This window comes from Mucilaginibacter inviolabilis (assembly GCF_011089895.1).
GTDB classification, from domain to species: domain Bacteria; phylum Bacteroidota; class Bacteroidia; order Sphingobacteriales; family Sphingobacteriaceae; genus Mucilaginibacter; species Mucilaginibacter inviolabilis.
This window is the reverse complement of record NZ_JAANAT010000001.1, coordinates 1,875,314-1,897,308: the sequence shown is the minus strand read 5'-3', so window position 1 is coordinate 1,897,308 and position 21,995 is coordinate 1,875,314. Positions and strand designations below refer to the sequence as shown.

The following is a 21,995-nucleotide window of genomic DNA, read 5'->3' as shown; positions in this document are numbered from 1 at the left end:
TAAATGGGACGGCAATGAATAAAAAGCAGTTGATTTACTATTGCTCTTGCGCTCGTTTGCAACGAGTGCTTAACCTGGGTTTGCGTTTTAAACGCAAGGGCGATGCAATCGCTTAACCACAATAAGCACTCGTTGCAAACGAGCGCAAGTAGAAGTAATTGTTTGCAAACAGACTTACGAAGTTTTTAAAACTTCGTAAGTCTGTCTGCTATTGGTTTATCCCGAGTATAAGATCTCTCCTCGTACCTCGTTCGAGATGACAATTGGGGTTTGTTATTTACTTTTTACTGCTCAAAACTCACCACTCACTACTTCACTTTCAAGGTATTATTACTCCTGTTCAAATCAGGCAGCGCGTTATCTGGATCTATGGTTACGCTTTCTGCTTCCTGGGTGCCGGGCAGTGTAAGGGAAATCTGTTTGTTTTGCAGCCAGGTTTCAACCGGCAGGTAGGTGCGTTTTTTGCTGCCGTCTTTATATTTTACTTCGATGGTAAACGGCATTGGCAGTTTTTCTTTGTTTACTACGGTGATGCTTACGCCTTTGTTATCTACCTGTTTGGCATCAATCAGGGCCAGGTCAAGTGTCCAGTTGTTGTAGAACCAGCCTTTCCAAAACCAGCTCAGGTCTTCGCCGGCGCCGTTTTCCATCGAGCGGAAAAAATCGTCGGGTTGCGGGTGCTTGTAGGCCCATTGGTGGATATAATTACGGAAAGCATAATCAAATTTATCTTTTCCTAATATCTGCTCGCGCAGCAAAACCAGACCAAAAGCTGGTTTAAAGTAGGTAAGTGGGTGACGATATTTTTCGGCAAGACCATCGGCCGCTGTCATGATGGTTGGCGAGCCGGGAGCGGTGATGAAAGGAATAATCTCATCGGCTGGATTGCCGCCTTTTTCGGCATACTCGCTGTCGCGTTTTGGGGCAAATTCGCCCTTGTTAAAGGCGTCGGAGGCATATACATCAATAAAGGTGTTAAATCCTTCATCCATCCAGGCAAAACGGCGCTCATCCGATCCTACGATCATCGGGAACCAGTTGTGGCCTATCTCATGTGCGGTTACCCAGTACAGTACAGCGCCTTTGTCGGTAATACCATCAAACACAATACCTGGGTACTCCATACCACCGGCAATACCGGCTTCGTTAACGGCAACCGGGTAGGGGTAAACAAACCATTTTTCGGAAAAATACTCGATAGATTTTTTGAGGTATTCCGTAGCACGGCCCCAGGCATCGTTGCCATAACTTTCGGCCGGATAAACGCTCATGGCCAGGGATTTTTTACCCTCGGGCAGATTCACCCTTGCGGCATCCCAAATAAAAGCTTTGGATGCGCCAAAGGCTACATCGCGGGTGTTGAGCATTTTAAAATGCCAGGTAAGCGTACCTTTTTGCACCGGGCGACTTGCCGGGTCGTTCACCTCGGCCAGATCGCGGATCATGATGGTTTTATCGCTGTTGCGGGCAGTTTCCAGGCGTGCTATTTGTTTGGCAGTTAATACTTCTTTGGGGTTCTGTAACTCGCCCGAGCCAGCCACGATCATATCCCATGGAACATTTACGCTGTAATCGATGTCGCCATAATCCAGGTAAAACTCGCCGCTGCCTAAAAATGGCAGGGTATCCCAGCCGCGGCTGTCGTCATATACGCACATGCGCGGAAACCACTGAGCAATTTCAAATATCTTCCCGTTTTTAGTATCTGTATAATCGGTACGACCGCCAAAAGCACCGGGAATGGTATAATGATATTTGATTTTGATGCGGATACTGCTTTTGTTAGGTACAGCTTTTGGCAGGCGGATCTGCATACGGGTATCGCTGATCACATATTTTACTTCTTTGCTCACACCGGCTTCCTCTATAGCAACAGATTCAATCTGGTAGCCATCGGTATGATCGGCTGGCCTGGGTGCAAAACCGGTTACAAAGTTAGAACGGGCATCTTTTTTATAAGTGTTTTGATCCAGCTGTAACCACAAAAATGGCAAAGCATCTGGGCTATTGTTGATATACTCGATAGTTTCGGTACCGCCGATGGTTTTGGCTGCGGTATCCAGTTTAACATTTAAAGTATAATTAGCCCGGTTTTGCCAGTATCGGGGACCCGGGTTGCCATTGGCCGAATGAAAATCGTTACCCTTATCGGTATAAAACTGTGGCGAAAAAGCTTCGGCCGGGTTATAGTTGGAGGTGGTATCATCGGGGTTGATCTTTCTTTTCTGCGCCTGTGCCGAAACAGCAAACAGGGCCAATAAGGCAAAGCCGGTAAATTTTAATTTCATGTAGGAATTTTAAGGCCACAATATACAAAGGATGGGGGTATTTTTTGCGGAAGTTTTAAAATGATACTATGAATTGGTACATTGCTCCTGCTATAACTTTACGCCATCTTGCACTTCCCTGTCAACATCCCCATAGGTCATTCGTCGTCTATCCCCGTACATTTTGTGTGCGAAACCCTGAGCTATTTTCTGGGTTACCGGTACTATGTGTACCTGCGCCGCCATACGGTTGATCAGATCAGCGATCATAAGCGGCTGTTGATATTTATAGGTGCGGCTTTCGGGGCGTTTATAGGCTCGCATGTAGTGGGTGTATTGGAAAATCCCACATTGCTATCACATTTTGGGGTGATCTATTTTATGGGTAACAAAACCATTGTTGGCGGTATGCTGGGCGGTTTAATAGGTGTAGAACTTACCAAAAAACAAATAGGTGTAAGGGTATCATCCGGCGATATGATGGTTTATCCGCTTATACTGGCCATGATCATCGGGCGTACCGGTTGTTTCCTGGCCGGACTGGAAGATGGCACCTACGGCATCGCCTCTAATTTGCCCTGGGCTATTGACTTTGGCGATGGTATCCGCAGACATCCTACCAATTTATACGAAATCATCTTTTGGCTGCTGCTTTGGATAGTGTTATGGATAATTGAAAAGAAACACTCGTTTGCCGACGGCGCCCGGTTTAAATTATTTATGGTAAGCTACCTGTTATTCAGGCTGCTGGTAGAATTTATTAAGCCCGACTACTTCTTTAGCTTTGGCTTATCGGTAATTCAGTTGGTTTGTATCGGCGGGATTTTGTATTATTATAAAGTATTTCTGTATCCAACCAAACTCCTGAAAAACCATGCCTGAACGCCCATATATTTATTATGATTTTACGCTGAGCATTTGCTCTACCTGTTTGCGCAGGGTTGATGCCAAGATAGTTTTTGAGGACGATAAGGTGTATATGCTTAAAAACTGCCGCGAGCACGGTTTTGAAAAGGTATTGATAGCCACCGATGTAGCCTATTATAAAAACTGCCGTAATTATGCCAAGCGCAGCGAAATGCCGCTGAAATTCAACGCCAAAACGCATTATGGCTGTCCGTATGATTGTGGTTTGTGCCAAGATCATGAGCAGCATTCCTGCCTAACGGTAGTGGAAGTTACCGACAGGTGCAATCTCAGCTGCCCAACGTGCTATGCCATGTCGTCGCCAAGTTATGGCCGTCACCGTACTTTGGAAGAAATTGAGCAAATGCTGGATGTGGTAGTCGCCAACGAAGGCAACCCAGATGTGGTACAGATAAGCGGGGGCGAACCCACAGTACATCCGCAGTTTTTTGAGATCCTTGATATTGCCAAAACAAAACCCATCAAACACCTGATGGTGAATACCAATGGTATCCGCATAGCAAAAGACGAGCAATTTGTAAAACGCCTGGCAACCTATATGCCCGATTTCGAAATTTACCTGCAGTTTGATTCTTTCAAAAAAGAAGCACTGGAGCAATTAAGGGGCGAAGACCTGCGCGAGGTAAGGCTGAAAGCGCTGGAATATCTGAATAAATACAACCTGTCAACCACGTTGGTAGTCACCCTGCAAAAAGGATTGAATACCGACGAGATAGGCAAGATCATCGAATATGCCTTGCAACAGCCTTGCGTGCGTGGCGTAACCTTTCAGCCAACACAGCAGGCGGGTCGCCTGGAGAACTTTAACGGTAAAACCGATCGTTATACCATGACCGAGGTACGTAGCGCTATATTGGAGCAAACCAAGGTATTTAACCATAATGACCTGATCCCGGTACCCTGTAACCCCGATGCCCTGGTGATGGGCTATGCGCTGAAACTGGGCGGAGAGGTAATACCGCTCACCCGGATGATCAATCCCGACGATCTGCTGGATAACTCCAAAAATACTATTGTTTATGAGCAGGACGAGCGTTTGAAAGGCCATTTGCTCAATATGTTCAGTACCGGTAATTCGGTGGATAAAGCAAAGGAGCATCTGCACTCGTTATTGTGCTGCTTACCTGAGATCGACGCACCAAGTCTGAGCTATGATAATTTGTTCAGGGTGATTATTATGCAATTTATCGACGCGCAAAACTTTGATGTTCGCGCCATCAAAAAATCATGCGTTCACATTGTGAATAAGGATATGCAGATCATCCCGTTTGAAACCATGAATATTTTTTACCGGGACGATAAACGCGAATACCTGGAACAACTAAGAAACGAAATGGCAATATGACAGACGATATTAACGAACCCAATCCACCTGCAGGTGAAGAAAAGCCGAATTATATTCCAAAACCCGGTCCTCATCCCAAAAATGGGGGGATGAAAATTGTTGGCATCAATTTATTGATACTGGTGATATATACGATATTGTGCAAACTGATACCTGATTTGGGAGGGTTGTTACTGGCTGCCTTTTTGATAGCCGTACATGTTTTTGCCTGTATCATTATGACCATTGTGCGTAAAGACTGGTTGTGGATACTATCGGCATTTTTGGTATTGGTAATTGGTTTTTCAACTTGTGTAGCTTTGGGAAATATTGGGCCGATGCATTAAAGTGAATCTCTTTTATGGAATGCGGTTATCAAATGCATCATGGTATAAAAGATAAATACCATGACACCAATTCAAAATATCAGTATCCCTGAAGCCTGTCACGAATCGTGGCAGCAAATGACCCAGGTTGACCAAGGCAGGCACTGCCAGCAATGCTGCAAAACGGTTACCGATTTTACGGTGATGAGCAATGATGAGATCATAGCGTACCTGGCTTCTGCTAAGAACGTTTGTGGCAGGTTTAATGAACATCAATTGGATAGCCTCAATGATCAGTTGGATATCCAGAATTTATCAGGCTCAAATGATTGGAAAAAATGGATTATGGCTATTAGTTTGGTAGGCTCTACGATGTTTTTTAAAGCACAGGCACAAACCAAGCCAATAAAAACCGAGCAAACTGATACTACTCGGGGTAGACAAATACTTTATGATGATGATGTAAGAATAGGGAAGGTGGTATCAGCCCTTAAACCGATAGCTTTTCAGGATAAAATTCCGCAGGCAGATTCTACAGTAGTTAGCGTACTTGGTGGTGTACGTGTTATATCAAAGCCGCCATTCTTTAAACGAATGTATTATAATCTGATCAGAAAGCCTATCCGCAAAATATTCAACTAAGCATCCCGGCCAAAACACCTTCTTTTAAAGAATTAGTACACATCAAAACTTGCTGGATAGCCAGTTTGTGTATAATAAACCGGGTAATGAGTGATGCCACCACGATCATGTCTACACGTACCGGGATAATATCCTGATTGGCTGCCCTTTGCAGATGGGTGGATTGCACAATTTTATTGGTTTCGATCAGGAGTTCCTCCTGATCAAAGCCATAGGTCTTGGTGGTTTTGAGATCGAAAGAATGACCTTTTTCGGTTTCGATAAGCGTAGCGAAGGATTCAAATACGCCCGATGAGCCAATCAATGTATCCACTTCATGCCCTTCAATTGCACTGAACAAATCGCTTAGGTTATCCTGCAGGTAAACATCCAACGCTTCGATAGATGCCGGTGGGATAGGATCGGTACGATGGAAAAGATCCATGAGGCGGGCCGCGCCAATTTCAAAGCTCTGTTTCCAGATGATATGATCGGTATTGCCCAGAATAAACTCTACGCTGCCACCGCCGATATCCATAATGAGGGAATTTTGGGCAGATAAGCAACCGCTGATCTTTACCCCCTCATAAATAAAACCGGCTTCCTGATCGCCGTTAATGATTTCGATGCTGATACCGGTTTTTGCTTTTACTTCGTTAATAAAATCCCTGCCGTTTGATGCGCTGCGCAGGGCCGATGTAGCCAGGGCACGCACTTGCTGTACATTATTGGCATCTATCTGCTCCTGAAATTGCTGCATGGTTTTTATACCACGGGCAAAGGCCTCTGGTAAAATATAACCTTTATTGATACCGCCTTCGCCCAGTTTTACAGGCTCCTGATCATGTGCAATTTCGTGATAGTTAGTCACGGTACCCTCAGCAATCAACAGGTGAAAGGTATTGGTACCCAAATCCATTACAGCAACGCGTTTACTCATGAGGCTAAGATAAGGCTCTTAAAGGTAAAAGGAAAAGGGTGAAAGGTAAAAGGACAAAGAAAGGATAAAAATGAAAGCTCTTTTTGACTACCTTTCACCTTTCACCTTTCTTATTCTTTATAAAAAAACCATTTGCCCAGTTCTTTGAAGTTTACTTTTTTACCATACATCAGAATACCAACACGATATATGCGCGCCGCTACATAGGTGGTGAACAGGAAGCCTATTACCATTAAGCTCATGGATAAGGCTAACTGCCATCCCGGCGGATCAAAGGGTAAACGTACCATCATGGCCACAGGAGCGGTAAATGGTATAATGGAAAGCCAAACAGCCAGTGCGCTGTCAGGAGCCCGGAACAAAACTGATACCGATAAAATATAGGTGAACAATAGCGGCATAGTGATGGGAAACATAAACTGCTGCGTTTCTGTTTCGCTATCTACCGCCGAACCTACAGCTGCGAATAAGGCGCTGTACAATAAGTACCCGGTTAAAAAGTAAAACAGGAAACAGCCCAGTATAAATCCAAACGGAATAGTTTGCAGCACAGCCATAGCGCTTGCCATTGGGCTTTGCGGCGTGTTAAAGGCATGCCCGGCAATTTTTGATGAGATGACTGATAAAATGATCCAGGCGCTGAATTGTGTTAAACCCACCAGGCCTACACCAATAATTTTACCCAGCATCAACTGAAACGGTTTTACTGAGGATATGATCACTTCTATAATACGACTCGTTTTTTCTTCTATTACCCCGCGCATTACCTGGCTGCCATAAATAAAAAGTGCCAGGTAAATGAATATAGCACAGGCAATACTGATAGCTATATTAGGGCCTATATTGGCGTCTTTGTCGCCTTTGTCGGTGATTTCTACAGCGTTAACAGAGATATCTGCTTTCTTGATAGAATGGATCACTGCCGTATCTATATGATGCATGATCATGCTGTTGTTAAAATCAATATCGTTCATCTGCCTCTGTATCTCATCTGTAAGCTGCAGTGGCGATTTCTTTTTGGCAAATATTTGTATAGCTCCTTTTTTGGTGTAATCGGCAGGGATGTATAAAGTAGAGATATTCTCATCTTTTTTCGACATTGCCTTGGCCTCATTAATATCCTGATGAGCAAACGTGAATTTTATATTGGGTACATTCTGCAGTTTTTTGGCGAAAATACCGCTTTTGTCCACCACATTAACTACCTGCAGATTGGTTAGCTGACTGCTGTTTTTAGCTATGAGGGCAATAGCGCCACCCATTACCAGGATAAGCAGAGGCACCACGAATATCATGATAATGAACGATTTTTTCCTTACCCTGGTGAGGTATTCTCTTTGTATAATAAGCAAAACTTTATTCATGGTTAAGGTATTAGGTTTACTTTTTCAATAAATATCTCGTTCATGCTGGGTATTATTTCCTGCAGCATATTGATGTGGGTTTGGGGGATGAGGTACTGCAGCACATCATTGGAAGTACGGCCATCATGAAGTTTGATGCGGATAGTATGCCTGTCTTCATCACTGATGGTTTCGCCGATGAGGTCGAATGGTTGTGCGCCGCTAAAGCTTAATGGATTGCCCGAATACTCCACCAGGTACACCTCATTACGATAGGAATTACGGATGTGTTTAACCTTACCGTCCAATATTTTGTGCGATTTATGGATGAGCGCAATGGAATCGCAAAGCTCCTCTACCGATTCCATGCGGTGGGTAGAGAACAGGATAGTAGCTCCCTTGCGGTTAAGCTCCAATATTTCATCCTTGATCACTTCGGCATTTACGGGATCGAATCCGCTGAAAGGTTCATCCAGTATTATCAGATCGGGTTCATGCAGCACAGTAGCCACAAACTGGGCCTTTTGCTGCATACCTTTGGATAGTTCTTCTATTTTCTTTTTCCACCAGGCTTCGATGCCTAGCTTTTCGAACCAGAATTTGAGACGCTTGTTGGCTTCATCACGGCTTAGGCCTTTCAACCGGGCCAGGTAGATCATCTGTTCGCCAATCTCCATTTTTTTGTAGAGGCCGCGTTCTTCAGGCAGATAACCAATACGTTCGATATGGGATTGATTGAGTTTTTGACCGTCGAAATAGATTTCGCCCGAGTCAGGCGCAGTGATCTGGTTTACAATGCGGATAAGGGAGGTTTTACCCGCACCATTCGGACCTAAAAGCCCGAATATTTGTCCACTTTCCACTTCCAGACTTACATCGTCCAGAGCCCGGTGACCAGCGTACTGTTTAACAATATGGCGTATGCTTAACATGTAATTGGTTTATGATGTTAATAGTACGCTTTAGATACGGGCAATTTCAAAATGTTACATCACGGCAGCGTATTGGAAAACTTATGCCCAGAAATGCTGGAAAGCCTATTTTTGCTCTGAGTTGTCTTCATATCCGGCAAAAAAAGGTCCTTTTTTAATTGTTTCATCTATGTAATTAAGCCGTTGCCGTAGCTGACTTAAGATAATAATTACCGCTATTAATGGAAGTATATTGGCCATGCCCGCATAGTCATATATATGGCGCATAATATGCGCATGAGATCCAACACCCATGTAGTTTACTATATATGCAGCATAAAATGGTGCAACTGTTACGATGATACATGATGCCAATGATGCAACCCCAAAAAATACGAAAGAGGATTTAAGTGCAGGATCTTGCATCCTGCTTAACTGAATAGATAAATATAATAATAAGACAAAGCGGATAATCTCCATGATTCCATAGTAATAGCCTACGTACAAATAGCTGTTATGAAGTTTAGGGAACACAAGCAGGGAGAGGCTCATATTTATCACAAAATTAACCAGCTCAAAACCTATAAATACTTTAAATGCCAGGAGTATATCATCGTCCTCTCTCAGAAATTTAAGAATACCAAACAGATAGATGACAATAATGGTAAAGGTAGCCAGGGATAAAATGGTGAACAGATATCGTATATAAGTAGCTGCTACTATATTAGTTATAGCTAAACAAGGGTAGAGGATTAAAATAGCAATCTTAAAAAAAGCAACTAAGGTAACAATGCGGATTGACTTAAGGTTGATCATGAGGCGATGATTTAAAAAGCAAGTTATAAACTAATCATGAGAAACAAAAAAGCCCGGATTGTTATGATCCCGGGCTTCTGTAATCTCAGCAGTTATCAGCGAAGCTGATTTAAACTAAACCGCAATGTTTCAATAGCCTCCTTTTGCCGGGAAATAATTACATACATATAGCCATTATAAATAATGGTATGCGGATAACCATATTGGCCACCTTTCCATAAACCTTCTTTTTTCAGGTGGTATAGTTCATCGGCAATAATATAATTTTTATCAAAAGTTTCACCGTTTTGAGAGAGCGACAGTACCAGCGGGTTGCGGCTGTAATGATGCAGCGTATCTGGAATACCTACATAGTAAAAACGCTTATCGGGCAGGCGACCGAAATGAAATTTACTGTCGTTATCAGAAAACGCGGTTTCTACCGGGCGCGACCAGCTCTGACCATCATTCCTGCTTTCGGTTAGCCATAAACGGCCTTTCCAACCCTTACCGGTAACCCGCAACAACATGTGCAGTACATGATCGTCCGTTTCAAAAAATGAGCCCTCACAAAGTGGGGGTAGTCCCAGCTTGGCAGCCGGAGCATAAAAGGCGGAAGAGTTATCCTGGGTATATAACGAACCAGGGTAAAAACTGCTGATTTTCCAACTCGAAATGCCTTTAGGATCATCGGTGTACGGAAACATAAAGTTACCGCTGATGATGAGCCGCCCGCTTTGGGTAATCTCGGGGCCATGGTTAGGTATCAGCGGTACATGCATATCTATAGCATTGCTCCAATGGATGCCATCGGTACTGGTTTTGGCCCATAAGTGCGTATTTTGTCGATGTTTGGTATACTCACCATAATAAGCCACTAAAGTCCCTTTGTATTGATATAAACCGGCAGCTGTAAGCACGGTTAGTGTATCTTTAAATTTTTCGGGCGATGCCAGCACTTCAGGCTTCGACCAATGCACAAAATCGGTAGAAGTAGCATAAACTACCCGCTGGCCTGGTGAATCCTCATCAATAAGCCCGTTGCTCCATATCGCTATAAAGCGGTCCTTGAAATGGATAATAGAAGGGTGATGATTATACAACCATTCCTTATCAGGCGAGTAAATCATGCTCCGTTCAATTTTTAAGCGGGGCACACTCGCTTCGGTTTGGTAGTTATTGCGGATGGATGGGGTTTGGGCGAAAAGATAATTGCAAGAGAAGAATAAGGCTATACTCAGGAGAAACTTTAACAATTTACGCATAACCCAATAATAGCTAATACAACCAAGCTATCAAAACAAAAAAGCCCGAAGTATATAAACTCCGGGCTTTGTAATAGCTTTTGGCTTTAAGCCTTCTGCTTTTAGCTTTTATTCAAAATATTCCTTCATCCGTTCAAAAAAGCTTTTTTCGTTTTTGCCCGGGTTGGGTTTAAAGTTGGGTGAGTTCTGTAATTTTTCCAGCAGTTCGCGCTCTTCGCGGCTTAGTGCCTTTGGTGTCCAGATGTTGATGTGAACCAACTGGTCGCCACGGTGATAGGAATTCACTTCGGGCACGCCTTTGCCTTTCAGGCGCAGGATTTTACCACCCTGGGTTCCCGGGTCAATCTTGATCTTGGCTTTGCCGTCAATGGTTGGCACTTCAACAGTGGTACCCAAGGTAGCATCCACAAAGTTTACGTGCAGATCATATATTACGTTGTTACCATCGCGTTTTAGTGTTTCGTGCGGGATTTCCTCAATCAGGATGATCAGGTCGCCCGGTACACCACCACGTGGAGCAGCATTACCTTTGCCGCTCATGCTCAGCTGCATGCCTTCGCTTACACCGGCAGGAACGTTAATGGTGATCAGCTCTTCGCCGCGAACAACGCCATCGCCATGACAAACGGTACATTTTGACAGTATGGTTGTGCCTTCGCCGTTACAGGTAGGACAGGTGCTGGTAGTTTGCATCTGGCCCAGTATGGTATTGGTTACTCTGCGCACCGCGCCCGAGCCACCGCATGTTTTACAGGTTTGGAAGGATGATTTATCCTTAGCGCCCGAACCATCACAGGTTTTACAAACTATTTGTTTGTTTACTTTGATCTTCTTTTCGGCGCCATTGGCTATTTCCTCTAAGGTTAAACGCACTTTGATACGCAGGTTGCTGCCGCGTGCCACGCGCCTGCCACCACCGCCACTTTGACGGCCACCGCCAAAAAAGCCTTCAAACGGACTGCCGCCACCAAAAATATCACCAAACTGGCTAAATATGTCGTCCATATTCATGCTGCCGCCATAGCCACCACCACCATTGGGTGATGACGCATTGGCCGCATGACCAAACTGATCATAACGCTGGCGCTTTTCAGGGCTGCTCAGCACTTCATAAGCTTCGGCAGCTTCCTTGAATTTTTCTTCCGCCTCTTTATCGCCCTGGTTTTTATCCGGGTGATATTTAATAGCCATTTTACGATATGCCTTTTTTATCTCGTCGGCATCGGCACCTTTGGCGACTCCCAGGATATCGTAATAATCTCTCTTAGCCATATATTCAATGTTGAATTATTGAGTTAGTGAATTAGTGATTGATTTAGAATAACCAATAATTCAATTCCTTTTATTTTAATAATATTAACATGCGAACAATTGAATCTGAAGGTGAAAGAATTCACTAAATCACTAATTCAATAATTCACTAATTAATTATGCTCCTACAATTACTTTGGCAAAACGTATTACTCTGTCTTTCAGGTAATAACCTTTTTCCATTTCATCCATCACTTTCCCTTTCAGATCATCGGTAGGGGCTGGTATATTGGTAATGGCTTCATGCAGATCGGCATCAAAAGGCTCGCCAATTGATGTCATTTCTTTCAGACCTTTTTGACCCAGTATGTTTTTTAATTTGTTCTGTATCAGCGTAACACCTTCTTTAACCGGAGCTACATCAGCAGCATTTTCCATGGAACGTTGCGCGCGCTCAAAATCATCCAGAACAGGCAACAGGGCTACTAACAGCTCTTTACCTTCTGTTTCACGGGCTTCCGCGCGTTCTTTGATGGTACGTCTTCTGAAGTTGTCAAATTCGGCATATAAGCGCAGGTACTTGTCGTTTGCCTGTGCCAATTCTTCTTTCAATTTGTCTTCGGCAGATACAACTTCTGCTGTAGTTGCTTCAGTAGCTTCGGTTGGGGCTTGCTCCTGCCCGTTCTCGTTTAAATTTTCTTGTTCTGCCGTATTCATATCTGGGGTGTCCGTATTTTCTTTCTTCTTTTTCTTCAACATATCGTTAAATTTCATAGCTCATAGTGCCAATCAAGTATCCTGCCATTAGCATAAAGCCGACAAGCTGTCAGTGGTGTGTTTTAATATCAGGAAGGAGTGACACGTTTTACGCGGGGGTGACAAGATGACCGTTGATTGTCTGAACTCGAATTTTAAGAATTGAAGAATGGGCAGAATTAATGATGACATTCTGTTAATTCACTAATTCTTGAAATTCGAGTTCAGACAATCAACGGTTATATCTCCGCGTCTTCCAAAACTTTACCATTCACGCATTTGATAATGCGTGAAGGGAAAGCGCGGATGATGTGATAATCATGCGTAGCCACCAATACCGCGGTACCCGATTGGCTGATCTGTTTTAACAGCAACACAATTTCTTCGGATGTTTCCGGGTCAAGGTTACCGGTTGGCTCATCGGCCAGGATAATTTCCGGGTCGTTTAGCAGGGCGCGGGCAATTACCACGCGTTGCTGCTCGCCGCCTGATAGCTCATGCGGCATTTTTTTGAGTTTGGAACGTAAGCCTACTTTTTCCAATACGTCAAGGGTACGGTCTGCTATCAGCTTTTTGTCTGTCCAGCCGGTGGCGCGCATTACAAATAACAGGTTTTGCTCGATAGAACGATCGGTAAGCAACTGGAAATCCTGGAAAACTATGCCCAGCTTACGGCGCAGAAATGGCACCTCGCGGCTGGCCAGTTTGCTCAGCTCGTAACCGCAGGCATGACCGGTGCCTGATTTCGGGGTCAGATCACCATAAATTACTTTAAGCAAACTGCTCTTGCCCGATCCGGTTTGGCCTATGAGCCATACAAAATCGCCTTTATCAATATGCAGATTAACGTTTGACAATACCAGGTGCGACTGCTGAAAAATATCAACATTGTTTAGCTTAATAATAGAATTTCCGATCATCGTTTTTTATAGCTCTAATTTTAAGATCTGTCCAAAAGGCAGATCCTTGATTATATTCATAATATATTCGGCCTTATCGGCCAGTCCCACCTTATCCAGCGATTTATCAGGCCTGTCGACCCTGAAATAAGCCAGCAGCGTAAACTTATCATCACGCAGCTGCACATAATCGGGTATTTTGGCAACGCCTTTTACTTTTATAATATACATGTTAGTTCATGGTTCATGGTTCATGGTTCATGTTGCTTCAAAGCTAAAAAGATCAGCTATGATCTATGAACTATCAACTATATGCTTTCCCCCAAAGGTATTGTTATTTTAAAGATTTGCCAAGAAATCCATGGTATCAATGCCATCGGCATAATCCCATAAAGCGGGTTGCTGGCTTTGGCCAAAACCTACTACCTGGCTTTGCACATTTATTGGCGCTTTGGTAACGATGCATTGCAGGTTTTCGCTTTGTTCCATCAATAATTGCTGTGCTGCAGGCAGATCGGCATAATGGCTGTAATACACCACCGCCAGGGGCGATGCTATACGTTCATCTTCCTTGGCCATTAAAAAGCCATTGTCGAAATGTTTGTCGCCGTTTACCAGGTAAATGGATTTGTTGTAATCGTAATTGTTGCTGTATTTGTGGTGATGGATGATGGTTTTAAACTCTTCTATCGATTCAAAAAAGAAATTAAAAACGTATCCCTCAGGTACCAATAATTTCGACACGTTACGACAGCCCAGGCCATAGTAATCAAAAATATCGTGACCCAGGTTAAACAGGTCCTCCGCACTTTCGTTGCCGGTAAGCAGGGCTATGCTGTTGCGGTTTTTGCGGATAATATTGGGTACTTTGCCAAAATAATAGTCAAAATAGCGCGAACTATTGTTGCTGCCGGTAGCTATAATGGCATCAAAATCGGTAAGGCGTTCTACAAAACTAAACTGGGAAGCAAAGCTATCATCGATATCAACCAGGCGTTGCAATACGTGCTTGATAAGGTACGCATCCTGTGATGATGTTTTAATGAGCGCGTGATTACCGGTTGCCAGTACACAAAGCACATCATGAAAGCCTACCAGCGGGATATTACCGGCCAGGATGAGTCCCACTTTTTTAGGTTGATCATCGCCCGAAAGGTTGTATCTGTCGAGCCAGGCTGTTAAATCAGCCTCATTAAGCATTTTGCCGATAGCGGTAACAGCGCGTAAAACACTTTCGGGTGTAAACCATGCATTATGGTACTGTTCGTCGTTAATAATGGCCATTAACTGCTCATCAGGTTCGGCTAACTGCTTTCCTAAGACTGAAAATGAATTTATTGCGGTTTTTATATTAATTTTTGACATATATATGGTAAGGTTGTAAACCCCGAAACCCTTTTTTTGTTATATTTGTGCGCTTGATAATTTCAGGCAAAGTTAATTGAGAATATTAGATATTTAGAAATATGGCGATTAAAATCACCGATGAATGCATAAACTGCGGAGCCTGCGAGCCGGAGTGCCCAAATAATGCCATTTATGATGCCGGCGCGGCATGGCGCTTTAGCGACGGAACAGGGCTTAAAGGGGTTATTGATTTTGGCGATGGTAACACATTAAATGCCGAAGAATCACAGGCTGCACTTTCTGATGATATATATTACATTGTACCAGATAAATGTACCGAATGTGTTGGTTTTCATGACGAACCACAATGTGCTGCAGTATGCCCTGTAGATTGTTGTGTTGATGATGAAGATATTCGCGAAAGCAAAGAAGAATTGTTAGCCAAGAAAGACTGGCTGCATATCAACGAATAGTATTCAGATGTGAGATATTAGATCTGAGATATGAGACACAAAAAAGGGGATCAGCATTGATCCCCTTTTTTTGTGCTTTATGAATTGTTAAGCGAACCGTGAGGACACGGCCCGCGGGATGTTTTAGATGTCTCAAATCTCATATCTCACGTCTCATATCTACCGCAGATCCCTTTCCATGTGGATATTGGCGCGGGCATAAGGCGTATCAGCCACTTTAAACTCCTTAAAACCGTATTTCCGGTACAGGCTAATAGCCGGGGAAAGTAATGTGTTTGAGCCGAGCCAAAGGCGTGTGCCGCCTAGCTCTTTTGTTTTGGCTATGGCTGCTTCCATAAGGGCATTGCCAATTTTGCGGCCCTGGTATTTTGGGCTTACCGCCATTTTGGCCAGCTCGTATTCGGCCTCGCCTGTTTTGATCACGGCGCAGGTGCCAACAACATCGTCGTCGATATGAGCGAAAAGTATTTCGCCACCGGGGCCAATGATGTATTCTTCGGGATGGTTCAATTGCTCCAGATCATGCTCTTCTACAGTAAAATAAGTGTTGATCCACTCTATATTCAGGTTTTTGAAGTAGCGTGCATATTGTGGATCGTAGTTGGTTACTGTTACCGGATTGTTTCCCTGAGGATTAAACATATCCTGAAAACGTTGGTAGTATGGTTTGTCGTTGAGTTGTGCTTCAGTTTCCATAATAGCGCTTAATAAATTATGTTGTTGACTATTAAATAATGATTTATTGAGGGTGAGGATCTTGGCCCATACCCGCTCAAATTTTGGGAGGGAGTCTTTCCCTTTTTCTGACAGGCGCAGCATACGTTTACGACTGTCGGTTGTAGATTTAACTGACTCAATAAAACCCAGTTCTTCCAGTTCCTTGGCCAGGTGAATGACACCCGGATGAGTGCAGCCCAGTTCTTCGGCAATTTCGGTTACAGCAGCTTCACCCTGTTTGCTGATCAGGTAATAGAGGGTAAAGTATTTGGGTTCAAAGTTCAGCTGCTCATCTTTATATATCTGAACAACATCCTTTGCAAAGTATTCATAAAGGCGTTTGAGCCTTGCTCCAACGGCCAATTCTTCCAGATCATCAATTAAACTCATATTAGTTACGTAAGTACTTACAAATATATAAATTATTTTTATTTCTATATTTGTTTTTCACTATTATCAATGGAATACGGTATTTGTAATCTGGCGGTTATCCCGCTGCGTGCCGAGGCTAATGACCGCAGCGAGCAGGTATCGCAGGTTTTGTTTGGCGAAGCATTTGAGATCATAGAATGGAGCGAACGCTGGGTAAAGATCATCACCGAAAGTGATGGTTATGAAGGCTGGATCGGTCGCCTGCAATTTGCTATGCTTGGGCATGTCGCTTACAAAAGCTTCAAACATATAAAACCACCGCTTACCTACCGGGCTGTAACACAAGCTTGGAAAATAGCCGATAACAGTGTTGTTTATTTACCTGCAGGCAGTTCTTTAGCCTTTTTAGAAGGTACCACCTGCCGTATAGGTAACGAGCGTTTTGAAATTATAGGCGAAATAGGTGAGCGGGAAGACATAGCCACCACTGCCAAATCATTTTTAAATGCACCTTATTTATGGGGCGGTCGTACGCATTTTGGTATTGATTGCTCGGGCTTTACACAAGTAGTTTTTAGCCTGAACAATATCAAGATAAAACGCGATGCCAGTCAGCAGGTTCAAGAGGGGACCCTGGTTGAAAATATAGAAGAGGCCCGCCTGGGCGATCTGGCTTTTTTTAATAACGAAGCAGGTAAAGTAACCCACGTGGGTATTATGCTGAACAACGAACACATCATCCACGCTTCAGGAAAAGTTAAAATTGATACGATAGACGCGGAAGGCATTTATTCGTTGGAGCAGAAACGACATACGCATAAGCTGCATAGTATTAAGAGATTTATGTAATACTCAAAGAAAAGTGGGGGATAGTGCGATTCCTTCCTTGGGGAAGGGGAGGTAGGGGTTTAGTAAACATGACATGTTTGAATCGCTTGTATAAACCCCTCCCTGCTACTACACAATTCCAACGCACCCCTCCCGTGGGGAGGGAATTTGGCAATACAATAATCCTCAATCAAACTTAATATCCCATACCAGCACGCTCTTATCATCACTTACCGATAGGAGCTGATCACCGTTCCAGGCTAGTTTGTTGATGGAGAGCACATGCCCCGGATGTCCTTTTTCGCGACTAATGATCTTGTAGAGTTTAAAATCGTCGGCTCCCCAGATCTTGATGCCCTTGTCCATACTGGCTGTAGCAAAATAGGGTTTTGTGGGATGAAACAGGATATGGTTTATGGCAAATAGATGCGCGGGAATATTTTTGATAGGTTGATAAATGGCACTGTCCCATATCTTGATCTGCGCATCGCGGCCACCTGATGCCAGATAAGTACCATCGGGGCTATAAGCCAGGGTAAAAACCGACATGGTATGCCCATGTATTGATTTAAGCAGGGTATAATCATGAAGATCATAAATTTTGATAGAATTATCCCTGCAACCAAAAGCAACCTGTTTTTCATCGGGCGATATGGCTATGCAGCGTACTGTATCGGCAGATAATTTGATGCTGTGCACCATCTCTAGGCTGGCCAAACTCCAAACGGAAACCGTGCCATCTTCAGACGCGATCAGCAATTCATTCTTTTTACTCACCGATTTGATATCGAAGATCGGTTTTAGATGATGTTGTAATGATTTAATGATCTTTTGCTGTATAAAATCAAACACCAACACCTCGCCGCTGCGTAAACCTGTCAATAATATAGGATAGCCCACCGGGCCATGTATAGCATAAATAGATGCCCTCACCGGGAACATCACTTTTATAAAAGAATAGTCGTGCAAGTTCCATTCCACCAAGCCCTTATCGTTGCCACCGGTAAATAAAATGTCAGGTTTTTGCGAAAGCTCCAGTGTAAAAATGGGGTTGCCATGCCCGGTCAATTCTGCTATTTTTTCTGCGGTCATTGCTTTAATTCATGGTTAATGGTTCATGGTTCATAGACGGAAGGATAATAGTACTGTAGTGATTTTTACCATGAACTATTATCTATGAACCATGAACTAAAAAACTACTTATGTCTTGATTCTAAATTCTTAGCTATTGTTTTCAGATCGAGGCCTTTTTCGCGCAATAGAACCAGCAAGTGAAATACCAGGTCTGATGATTCATTGATCAGATCGGTTTCTGTTTCGGCAAGCGCGGCTATAACAGTTTCTACACCTTCTTCACCTACTTTCTGGGCTATTTTGTTAAGGCCCTTATTGCGTAGTTTATTTACGTATGAACCCTCAACCGGGTTTTCATATCTGTCGGCAATGATGTTTTCCAGTTCCAGGATAAAGTTCTGGTTAAATTCAGTTTTAAAGCAGCTGCGCGAGCCGGTGTGGCAGGTTGGGCCATCGGCTTTTACTTTGATGAGCAGGGTATCGCTATCACAATCAATGCTGATGTTTTTTACATGCAGAAAGTTACTGCTGGTTTCTCCTTTTGTCCACAAGCGTTGCTTGGAGCGGGAAAAGAAGGTTACTATATTTTCCTGTACGGTTTTATCGTAGGCTTCCTGGTTCATATAACCAAGCATCAGCACTTCAAGCGTTTGCTCATCCTGTATAATCACCGGAACCAGTCCGTCGGTTTTGTTAAAATCTATATTCATTTTTATTTTTATTTACCACTGCCTGTGTCCTCACAGGCAGTTTCGTAGTTGTCTGTGAGGACACAAACAACGGATTGGTTGTAAAAAATTATGTCATGCTGAACTTGTTTCAGCACCCCATCAGCAAGGTATTACATTTGATGGGTGTAGACTTTGCATGTGGGATCCCGAAATAAATTCGGGATGACTTCACTAAACCTCATCCTGATTATATCCTTACCTCAATATTATTACTTTTTAATACCGCTTTCAAATCAGGTATCAGTATTTCGCCATAATGGAATACAGATGCCGCCAGTGCTGCGTCCACATTGGTTTTTTCAAAAACATCCACAAAGTGCAGTACCGCGCCTGCACCGCCAGAAGCGATAACGGGTATGTGCACGGCATCGTTCACTGTTTTTAACAACCCATTGTCGAAACCGTTCTTGGTGCCGTCATGATCCATGGAGGTAAGCAGTATTTCACCGGCACCCCGACTTTCGGCCTCTTTTATCCATTCTAAGGTTTGGCGCTCCGTTGGCAGACGACCGCCATTCAGGTGCACTATATTTTTATCATCAATGCGTCGGGTATCAACCGCTATTACTACAAATTGCACACCGAAGGCTTTGGCCAGTTCATCGATCAAGGCTGGGTTCCGTACCGCTGCCGAATTGATGGATATTTTGTCGGCACCGGCATTGAGCAGCGCGTCGGCATCGGCAATTTCGTTGATGCCGCCACCTATGGTAAAGGGGATATTGATCTGTCGTGCAACGGATTTGACCAGTTCCACCATGGTTTTGCGGCGCTCTACAGTGGCGGTAATATCCAGGAAAACCAGTTCATCGGCACCCTGGCGCGAATAATTCCAGGCCAGTTCAACCGGGTCGCCGGCATCGCGTAGGTCGACAAAGTTCACACCTTTTACCGTACGACCGTCTTTTACATCAAGACAGGGGATGATTCGCTTCGATAGCCCCCCCCGCCCCCTAAAGGGGGTGCTTTTGATTTGCTTGGTTATATCTTCCAATACTTTATTTAGGTTGTTGAATATTTGATCGTTTGTGAATCTTAATACTTTTAGGCCATCCAATTCTAAATTGGTTTGTCGTTCAATATCGTTTTGGGCTATCTCGTGCAGGTTATGAATACTGCCATCTAATTCGATAATTAGCTTATGTTGATGACAATAAAAATCAGCAATATAAATTCCTAAAGGATGCTGTCTTCTAAACTTTGCACCTAATTGCTTACCCTTTAAATGTCCCCATAATAAATCTTCTGCTGCGGTCATTTTGTAACGGAGTGCCTCTGCATTTCTAAATATGAATGGATCTGCACCCAAAAACATCTTCTTTTTCATAAAGCAAAAGGCTACGCAAGCAAGTAGTTCCCCCTTCAGGGGGCTAGGGGGCGTATTAAATGGATATTAGCGCATCCAGATTCCAGTTTTTAACGTCTTCGATAGTGATGTGACCTTCGTAAATGGCTTTGCCAACTACACATGATTCTACTTTAAGGCGACTCAATTGTTCGATATCTTTCATAGAGCTTACGCCACCCGAGGCGATCAGCTTGATAAAAGGTGAATGATCAAGCAGTTTTTCATACAGCTCGATACCTGCACCACCCAGTTTACCGTCTTTATTAATGTCGGTACATAAAAAGCGGAAGAAACCCAGGGCAAGGCATTTATCAACGTAATCCATCAGTTTAATGGGAGAGCTTTCCATCCAGCCGGAGTATTTGATTACTTCATCCAATACATCGATGGCGATAACTACCTGATCTGAGCATTTTTCTTTACCACAGATCTCTGAACCCAGCTCGGGCAAAAAGTTAGGATTGGTAAGAGCCTGTGTACCCACAATTACGCGGTGAACACCGGCATCTATCAGCTCTTTCACTTTATCAATGCTGCGGATACCGCCGCCGTATTGCACCTTCATATCGGTTTTACGGATCACATCAAACAGGTATTGCTGATTACTGAAATCGTTTTTGGCGCCGTTGAGGTCAATAATGTGGATGAAATTGGTACCATTGCTTTGGTAGCGCTCAATCATTTCTTCCAACGTAACATCGTATTCAGTCACCTGGCCATAGTCGCCTTCGCGCAAACGCACTACCTTTTTGTTCAATATGTCGATAGCAGGGATAATGTACATGTCTTTTATAGTTTAGAGAAGTTAGTTAATAATGTTTCGCCGTACACTCCTGATTTTTCGGGGTGAAACTGTACGCCGTAAAAATTATCATGCCAAATTGATGCCGAAAATTCGGTGCTGTAATTGGCAGATAGTAATGTGTATGCCTTGTCATACTCAATAAAGTATGAATGTACAAAGTAAAAATGTGAACCCGACGGTATATTTTTAAATAATGGATTGTCTTTTTCGGGATACACCTGGTTCCAGCCGGTATGTGGCACCTTATATTCGGCGCTGTCCTGAAACCGTAAAGTTTTGATCGGGAAGATATTTAACAGATCGGAATCGCCTTCTTGGGAGTAGGAGGTAAGGAGCTGCATACCCACACAAATACCCAGTGTAGGCTTTTTAAGCGCTTTAATAGCGGGCACCAGACCCGTTTTCTCCAGCTTATCCATAGCTGCGCCAGCATGGCCTACACCAGGAATAATATAGCGATCAAACTTATCGAAATCCTCCTGGCTGTTGATAAAGCCATAGGGAATGCCCAACCGCTCCAAAGCCGCGGTTAAAGAAAATATATTGCCTGCGCCGTATAGAATAATGCCGACGCCCCCCCCGCCCCCTGAAGGGGGTGCCTCTGCGAGGCTTTCACCGGATATATCTTGATTAAATGTTTCCATGTTGTTTTTTTGCTCCCCCTTTAGGGGGCCG

The 21,995-nt window shown here is 43.6% G+C and carries 23 protein-coding genes and 1 pseudogene; 6 read left to right on the top strand and 18 right to left on the bottom strand.

Going from position 1 to position 21,995, the window contains the following annotated elements; genetic code table 11:
- Positions 1 to 308: 308 nt before the first annotated feature.
- Positions 309 to 2,288, bottom strand: a complete 1,980-nt coding sequence (locus G7092_RS07580) for a M1 family metallopeptidase (protein ID WP_166087790.1) — start codon at positions 2,286 to 2,288, stop codon at positions 309 to 311.
- A gap of 108 nt (positions 2,289 to 2,396) precedes the next feature.
- Here G7092_RS07580 and G7092_RS07575 point away from each other — a divergent pair, with 108 nt between their 5' ends.
- Genes G7092_RS07575 through G7092_RS07560 form a run of 4 tightly spaced genes read left to right on the top strand, consistent with a single transcriptional unit; the run spans position 2,397 to position 5,486 of the window.
- On the top strand, positions 2,397 to 3,149 hold the full coding sequence (locus G7092_RS07575) for a prolipoprotein diacylglyceryl transferase (RefSeq protein ID WP_166087788.1): 753 nt from the start codon (positions 2,397 to 2,399) through the stop codon (positions 3,147 to 3,149).
- Positions 3,142 to 4,539: a radical SAM protein gene (locus tag G7092_RS07570; protein ID WP_166087785.1), complete on the top strand. Its 1,398-nt coding sequence runs from the start codon at positions 3,142 to 3,144 to the stop codon at positions 4,537 to 4,539. The genes G7092_RS07575 and G7092_RS07570 overlap by 8 nt, the downstream gene beginning before the upstream one ends.
- On the top strand, positions 4,536 to 4,865 hold the full coding sequence (locus tag G7092_RS07565; RefSeq protein WP_166087782.1) for a hypothetical protein: 330 nt from the start codon (positions 4,536 to 4,538) through the stop codon (positions 4,863 to 4,865). The genes G7092_RS07570 and G7092_RS07565 overlap by 4 nt, the downstream gene beginning before the upstream one ends.
- A 60-nt stretch (positions 4,866 to 4,925) precedes the next feature.
- A complete protein-coding gene (locus G7092_RS07560) occupies positions 4,926 to 5,486 on the top strand; it encodes a hypothetical protein (RefSeq protein ID WP_166087780.1) in 561 nt (186 codons plus the stop codon).
- Here G7092_RS07560 and G7092_RS07555 read toward each other — a convergent pair.
- From G7092_RS07555 to G7092_RS07510, 10 genes are all read right to left on the bottom strand, one after another.
- Positions 5,479 to 6,405, bottom strand: a complete 927-nt coding sequence (locus tag G7092_RS07555) for a Ppx/GppA phosphatase family protein (RefSeq protein WP_166087778.1) — start codon at positions 6,403 to 6,405, stop codon at positions 5,479 to 5,481. The genes G7092_RS07560 and G7092_RS07555 overlap by 8 nt on opposite strands.
- 110 nt (positions 6,406 to 6,515) lie before the next feature.
- Positions 6,516 to 7,769, bottom strand: coding sequence for an ABC transporter permease (locus G7092_RS07550; RefSeq protein ID WP_166087776.1), 1,254 nt, complete (start codon positions 7,767 to 7,769; stop codon positions 6,516 to 6,518).
- Between the two features lie 2 nt (positions 7,770 to 7,771).
- On the bottom strand, positions 7,772 to 8,680 hold the full coding sequence (locus G7092_RS07545) for an ABC transporter ATP-binding protein (protein ID WP_166087774.1): 909 nt from the start codon (positions 8,678 to 8,680) through the stop codon (positions 7,772 to 7,774).
- Positions 8,681 to 8,785: 105 nt separating this feature from the next.
- Complete coding sequence (locus tag G7092_RS07540; RefSeq protein ID WP_166087772.1) at positions 8,786 to 9,475, bottom strand: hypothetical protein; 690 nt, start codon at positions 9,473 to 9,475, stop codon at positions 8,786 to 8,788.
- A 95-nt stretch (positions 9,476 to 9,570) separates the two neighbouring features.
- Positions 9,571 to 10,719 (bottom strand): exo-alpha-sialidase, encoded by a 1,149-nt coding sequence (locus G7092_RS07535; protein WP_166087770.1) that lies wholly within the window; start codon positions 10,717 to 10,719, stop codon positions 9,571 to 9,573.
- Between the two features lie 108 nt (positions 10,720 to 10,827).
- The gene (gene dnaJ / locus G7092_RS07530; RefSeq protein WP_166087767.1) at positions 10,828 to 11,991 is read right to left on the bottom strand and encodes a molecular chaperone DnaJ; all 1,164 of its coding nucleotides are present in this window, start codon (positions 11,989 to 11,991) and stop codon (positions 10,828 to 10,830) included.
- Between the two features lie 156 nt (positions 11,992 to 12,147).
- On the bottom strand, positions 12,148 to 12,744 hold the full coding sequence (locus G7092_RS07525; RefSeq protein ID WP_235953798.1) for a nucleotide exchange factor GrpE: 597 nt from the start codon (positions 12,742 to 12,744) through the stop codon (positions 12,148 to 12,150).
- A 221-nt stretch (positions 12,745 to 12,965) separates the two neighbouring features.
- Complete coding sequence (locus G7092_RS07520) at positions 12,966 to 13,646, bottom strand: cell division ATP-binding protein FtsE (protein WP_166087765.1); 681 nt, start codon at positions 13,644 to 13,646, stop codon at positions 12,966 to 12,968.
- 6 nt (positions 13,647 to 13,652) lie between these two features.
- The gene (locus G7092_RS07515; RefSeq protein ID WP_076378137.1) at positions 13,653 to 13,856 is read right to left on the bottom strand and encodes a fructose-6-phosphate aldolase; all 204 of its coding nucleotides are present in this window, start codon (positions 13,854 to 13,856) and stop codon (positions 13,653 to 13,655) included.
- Positions 13,857 to 13,964: 108 nt separating this feature from the next.
- Positions 13,965 to 14,990, bottom strand: coding sequence for an acyl-CoA reductase (locus tag G7092_RS07510; protein WP_166087763.1), 1,026 nt, complete (start codon positions 14,988 to 14,990; stop codon positions 13,965 to 13,967).
- 101 nt (positions 14,991 to 15,091) lie between these two features.
- On the opposite strand from G7092_RS07510, the gene G7092_RS07505 reads away from it, so the two are divergent.
- Positions 15,092 to 15,445, top strand: coding sequence for a 4Fe-4S dicluster domain-containing protein (locus G7092_RS07505; protein WP_076378133.1), 354 nt, complete (start codon positions 15,092 to 15,094; stop codon positions 15,443 to 15,445).
- A gap of 159 nt (positions 15,446 to 15,604) precedes the next feature.
- Here G7092_RS07505 and G7092_RS07500 read toward each other — a convergent pair whose 3' ends face one another.
- Positions 15,605 to 16,552, bottom strand: coding sequence for a bifunctional helix-turn-helix transcriptional regulator/GNAT family N-acetyltransferase (locus tag G7092_RS07500; RefSeq protein ID WP_166087761.1), 948 nt, complete (start codon positions 16,550 to 16,552; stop codon positions 15,605 to 15,607).
- A gap of 69 nt (positions 16,553 to 16,621) precedes the next feature.
- Between G7092_RS07500 and G7092_RS07495 the strand changes: the two genes are divergently transcribed.
- Complete coding sequence (locus G7092_RS07495; RefSeq protein WP_166087758.1) at positions 16,622 to 17,383, top strand: C40 family peptidase; 762 nt, start codon at positions 16,622 to 16,624, stop codon at positions 17,381 to 17,383.
- Positions 17,384 to 17,548: 165 nt separating this feature from the next.
- On the opposite strand, the gene G7092_RS07490 is transcribed toward G7092_RS07495, so the two are convergent.
- From G7092_RS07490 to hisH, 6 genes and pseudogenes are all read right to left on the bottom strand, one after another.
- The gene (locus G7092_RS07490; protein ID WP_166087756.1) at positions 17,549 to 18,454 is read right to left on the bottom strand and encodes a WD40 repeat domain-containing protein; all 906 of its coding nucleotides are present in this window, start codon (positions 18,452 to 18,454) and stop codon (positions 17,549 to 17,551) included.
- 104 nt (positions 18,455 to 18,558) lie between these two features.
- Positions 18,559 to 19,146, bottom strand: a complete 588-nt coding sequence (hisIE, locus tag G7092_RS07485; protein ID WP_166087754.1) for a bifunctional phosphoribosyl-AMP cyclohydrolase/phosphoribosyl-ATP diphosphatase HisIE — start codon at positions 19,144 to 19,146, stop codon at positions 18,559 to 18,561.
- A gap of 208 nt (positions 19,147 to 19,354) precedes the next feature.
- Complete coding sequence (gene hisF, locus G7092_RS07480) at positions 19,355 to 20,140, bottom strand: imidazole glycerol phosphate synthase subunit HisF (RefSeq protein WP_317170001.1); 786 nt, start codon at positions 20,138 to 20,140, stop codon at positions 19,355 to 19,357.
- Positions 20,141 to 20,149: 9 nt separating this feature from the next.
- Positions 20,150 to 20,482, bottom strand: a pseudogene (locus tag G7092_RS30630) (endonuclease domain-containing protein); the annotation flags it as partial.
- 67 nt (positions 20,483 to 20,549) lie between these two features.
- Positions 20,550 to 21,299, bottom strand: coding sequence for a 1-(5-phosphoribosyl)-5-[(5-phosphoribosylamino)methylideneamino]imidazole-4-carboxamide isomerase (locus G7092_RS07475; RefSeq protein WP_166087752.1), 750 nt, complete (start codon positions 21,297 to 21,299; stop codon positions 20,550 to 20,552).
- Positions 21,300 to 21,304: 5 nt separating this feature from the next.
- Positions 21,305 to 21,964: an imidazole glycerol phosphate synthase subunit HisH gene (hisH, locus tag G7092_RS07470; RefSeq protein WP_166087750.1), complete on the bottom strand. Its 660-nt coding sequence runs from the start codon at positions 21,962 to 21,964 to the stop codon at positions 21,305 to 21,307.
- Positions 21,965 to 21,995 lie beyond the last annotated feature (31 nt).

Excerpts from the sequence above, each read along its gene's own strand:
- G7092_RS07580 (WP_166087790.1), bottom strand. The coding sequence starts at position 2,288 with ATGAAATTAAAATTTACCGGCTTTGCCTTATTGGCCCTGTTTGCTGTT.
- G7092_RS07570 (WP_166087785.1), top strand. The coding sequence starts at position 3,142 with ATGCCTGAACGCCCATATATTTATTATGATTTTACGCTGAGCATTTGC.
- G7092_RS07565 (WP_166087782.1), top strand. The coding sequence starts at position 4,536 with ATGACAGACGATATTAACGAACCCAATCCACCTGCAGGTGAAGAAAAG.
- G7092_RS07560 (WP_166087780.1), top strand. The coding sequence starts at position 4,926 with ATGACACCAATTCAAAATATCAGTATCCCTGAAGCCTGTCACGAATCG.
- G7092_RS07555 (WP_166087778.1), bottom strand. The coding sequence starts at position 6,405 with ATGAGTAAACGCGTTGCTGTAATGGATTTGGGTACCAATACCTTTCAC.
- G7092_RS07550 (WP_166087776.1), bottom strand. The coding sequence starts at position 7,769 with ATGAATAAAGTTTTGCTTATTATACAAAGAGAATACCTCACCAGGGTA.
- G7092_RS07545 (WP_166087774.1), bottom strand. The coding sequence starts at position 8,680 with ATGTTAAGCATACGCCATATTGTTAAACAGTACGCTGGTCACCGGGCT.
- G7092_RS07540 (WP_166087772.1), bottom strand. The coding sequence starts at position 9,475 with ATGATCAACCTTAAGTCAATCCGCATTGTTACCTTAGTTGCTTTTTTT.
- G7092_RS07535 (WP_166087770.1), bottom strand. The coding sequence starts at position 10,719 with ATGCGTAAATTGTTAAAGTTTCTCCTGAGTATAGCCTTATTCTTCTCT.
- dnaJ (WP_166087767.1), bottom strand. The coding sequence starts at position 11,991 with ATGGCTAAGAGAGATTATTACGATATCCTGGGAGTCGCCAAAGGTGCC.
- G7092_RS07525 (WP_235953798.1), bottom strand. The coding sequence starts at position 12,744 with ATGAAATTTAACGATATGTTGAAGAAAAAGAAGAAAGAAAATACGGAC.
- G7092_RS07520 (WP_166087765.1), bottom strand. The coding sequence starts at position 13,646 with ATGATCGGAAATTCTATTATTAAGCTAAACAATGTTGATATTTTTCAG.
- G7092_RS07515 (WP_076378137.1), bottom strand. The coding sequence starts at position 13,856 with ATGTATATTATAAAAGTAAAAGGCGTTGCCAAAATACCCGATTATGTG.
- G7092_RS07510 (WP_166087763.1), bottom strand. The coding sequence starts at position 14,990 with ATGTCAAAAATTAATATAAAAACCGCAATAAATTCATTTTCAGTCTTA.
- G7092_RS07505 (WP_076378133.1), top strand. The coding sequence starts at position 15,092 with ATGGCGATTAAAATCACCGATGAATGCATAAACTGCGGAGCCTGCGAG.
- G7092_RS07500 (WP_166087761.1), bottom strand. The coding sequence starts at position 16,552 with ATGAGTTTAATTGATGATCTGGAAGAATTGGCCGTTGGAGCAAGGCTC.
- G7092_RS07495 (WP_166087758.1), top strand. The coding sequence starts at position 16,622 with ATGGAATACGGTATTTGTAATCTGGCGGTTATCCCGCTGCGTGCCGAG.
- G7092_RS07490 (WP_166087756.1), bottom strand. The coding sequence starts at position 18,454 with ATGACCGCAGAAAAAATAGCAGAATTGACCGGGCATGGCAACCCCATT.
- hisIE (WP_166087754.1), bottom strand. The coding sequence starts at position 19,146 with ATGAATATAGATTTTAACAAAACCGACGGACTGGTTCCGGTGATTATA.
- G7092_RS07475 (WP_166087752.1), bottom strand. The coding sequence starts at position 21,299 with ATGTACATTATCCCTGCTATCGACATATTGAACAAAAAGGTAGTGCGT.
- hisH (WP_166087750.1), bottom strand. The coding sequence starts at position 21,964 with ATGGAAACATTTAATCAAGATATATCCGGTGAAAGCCTCGCAGAGGCA.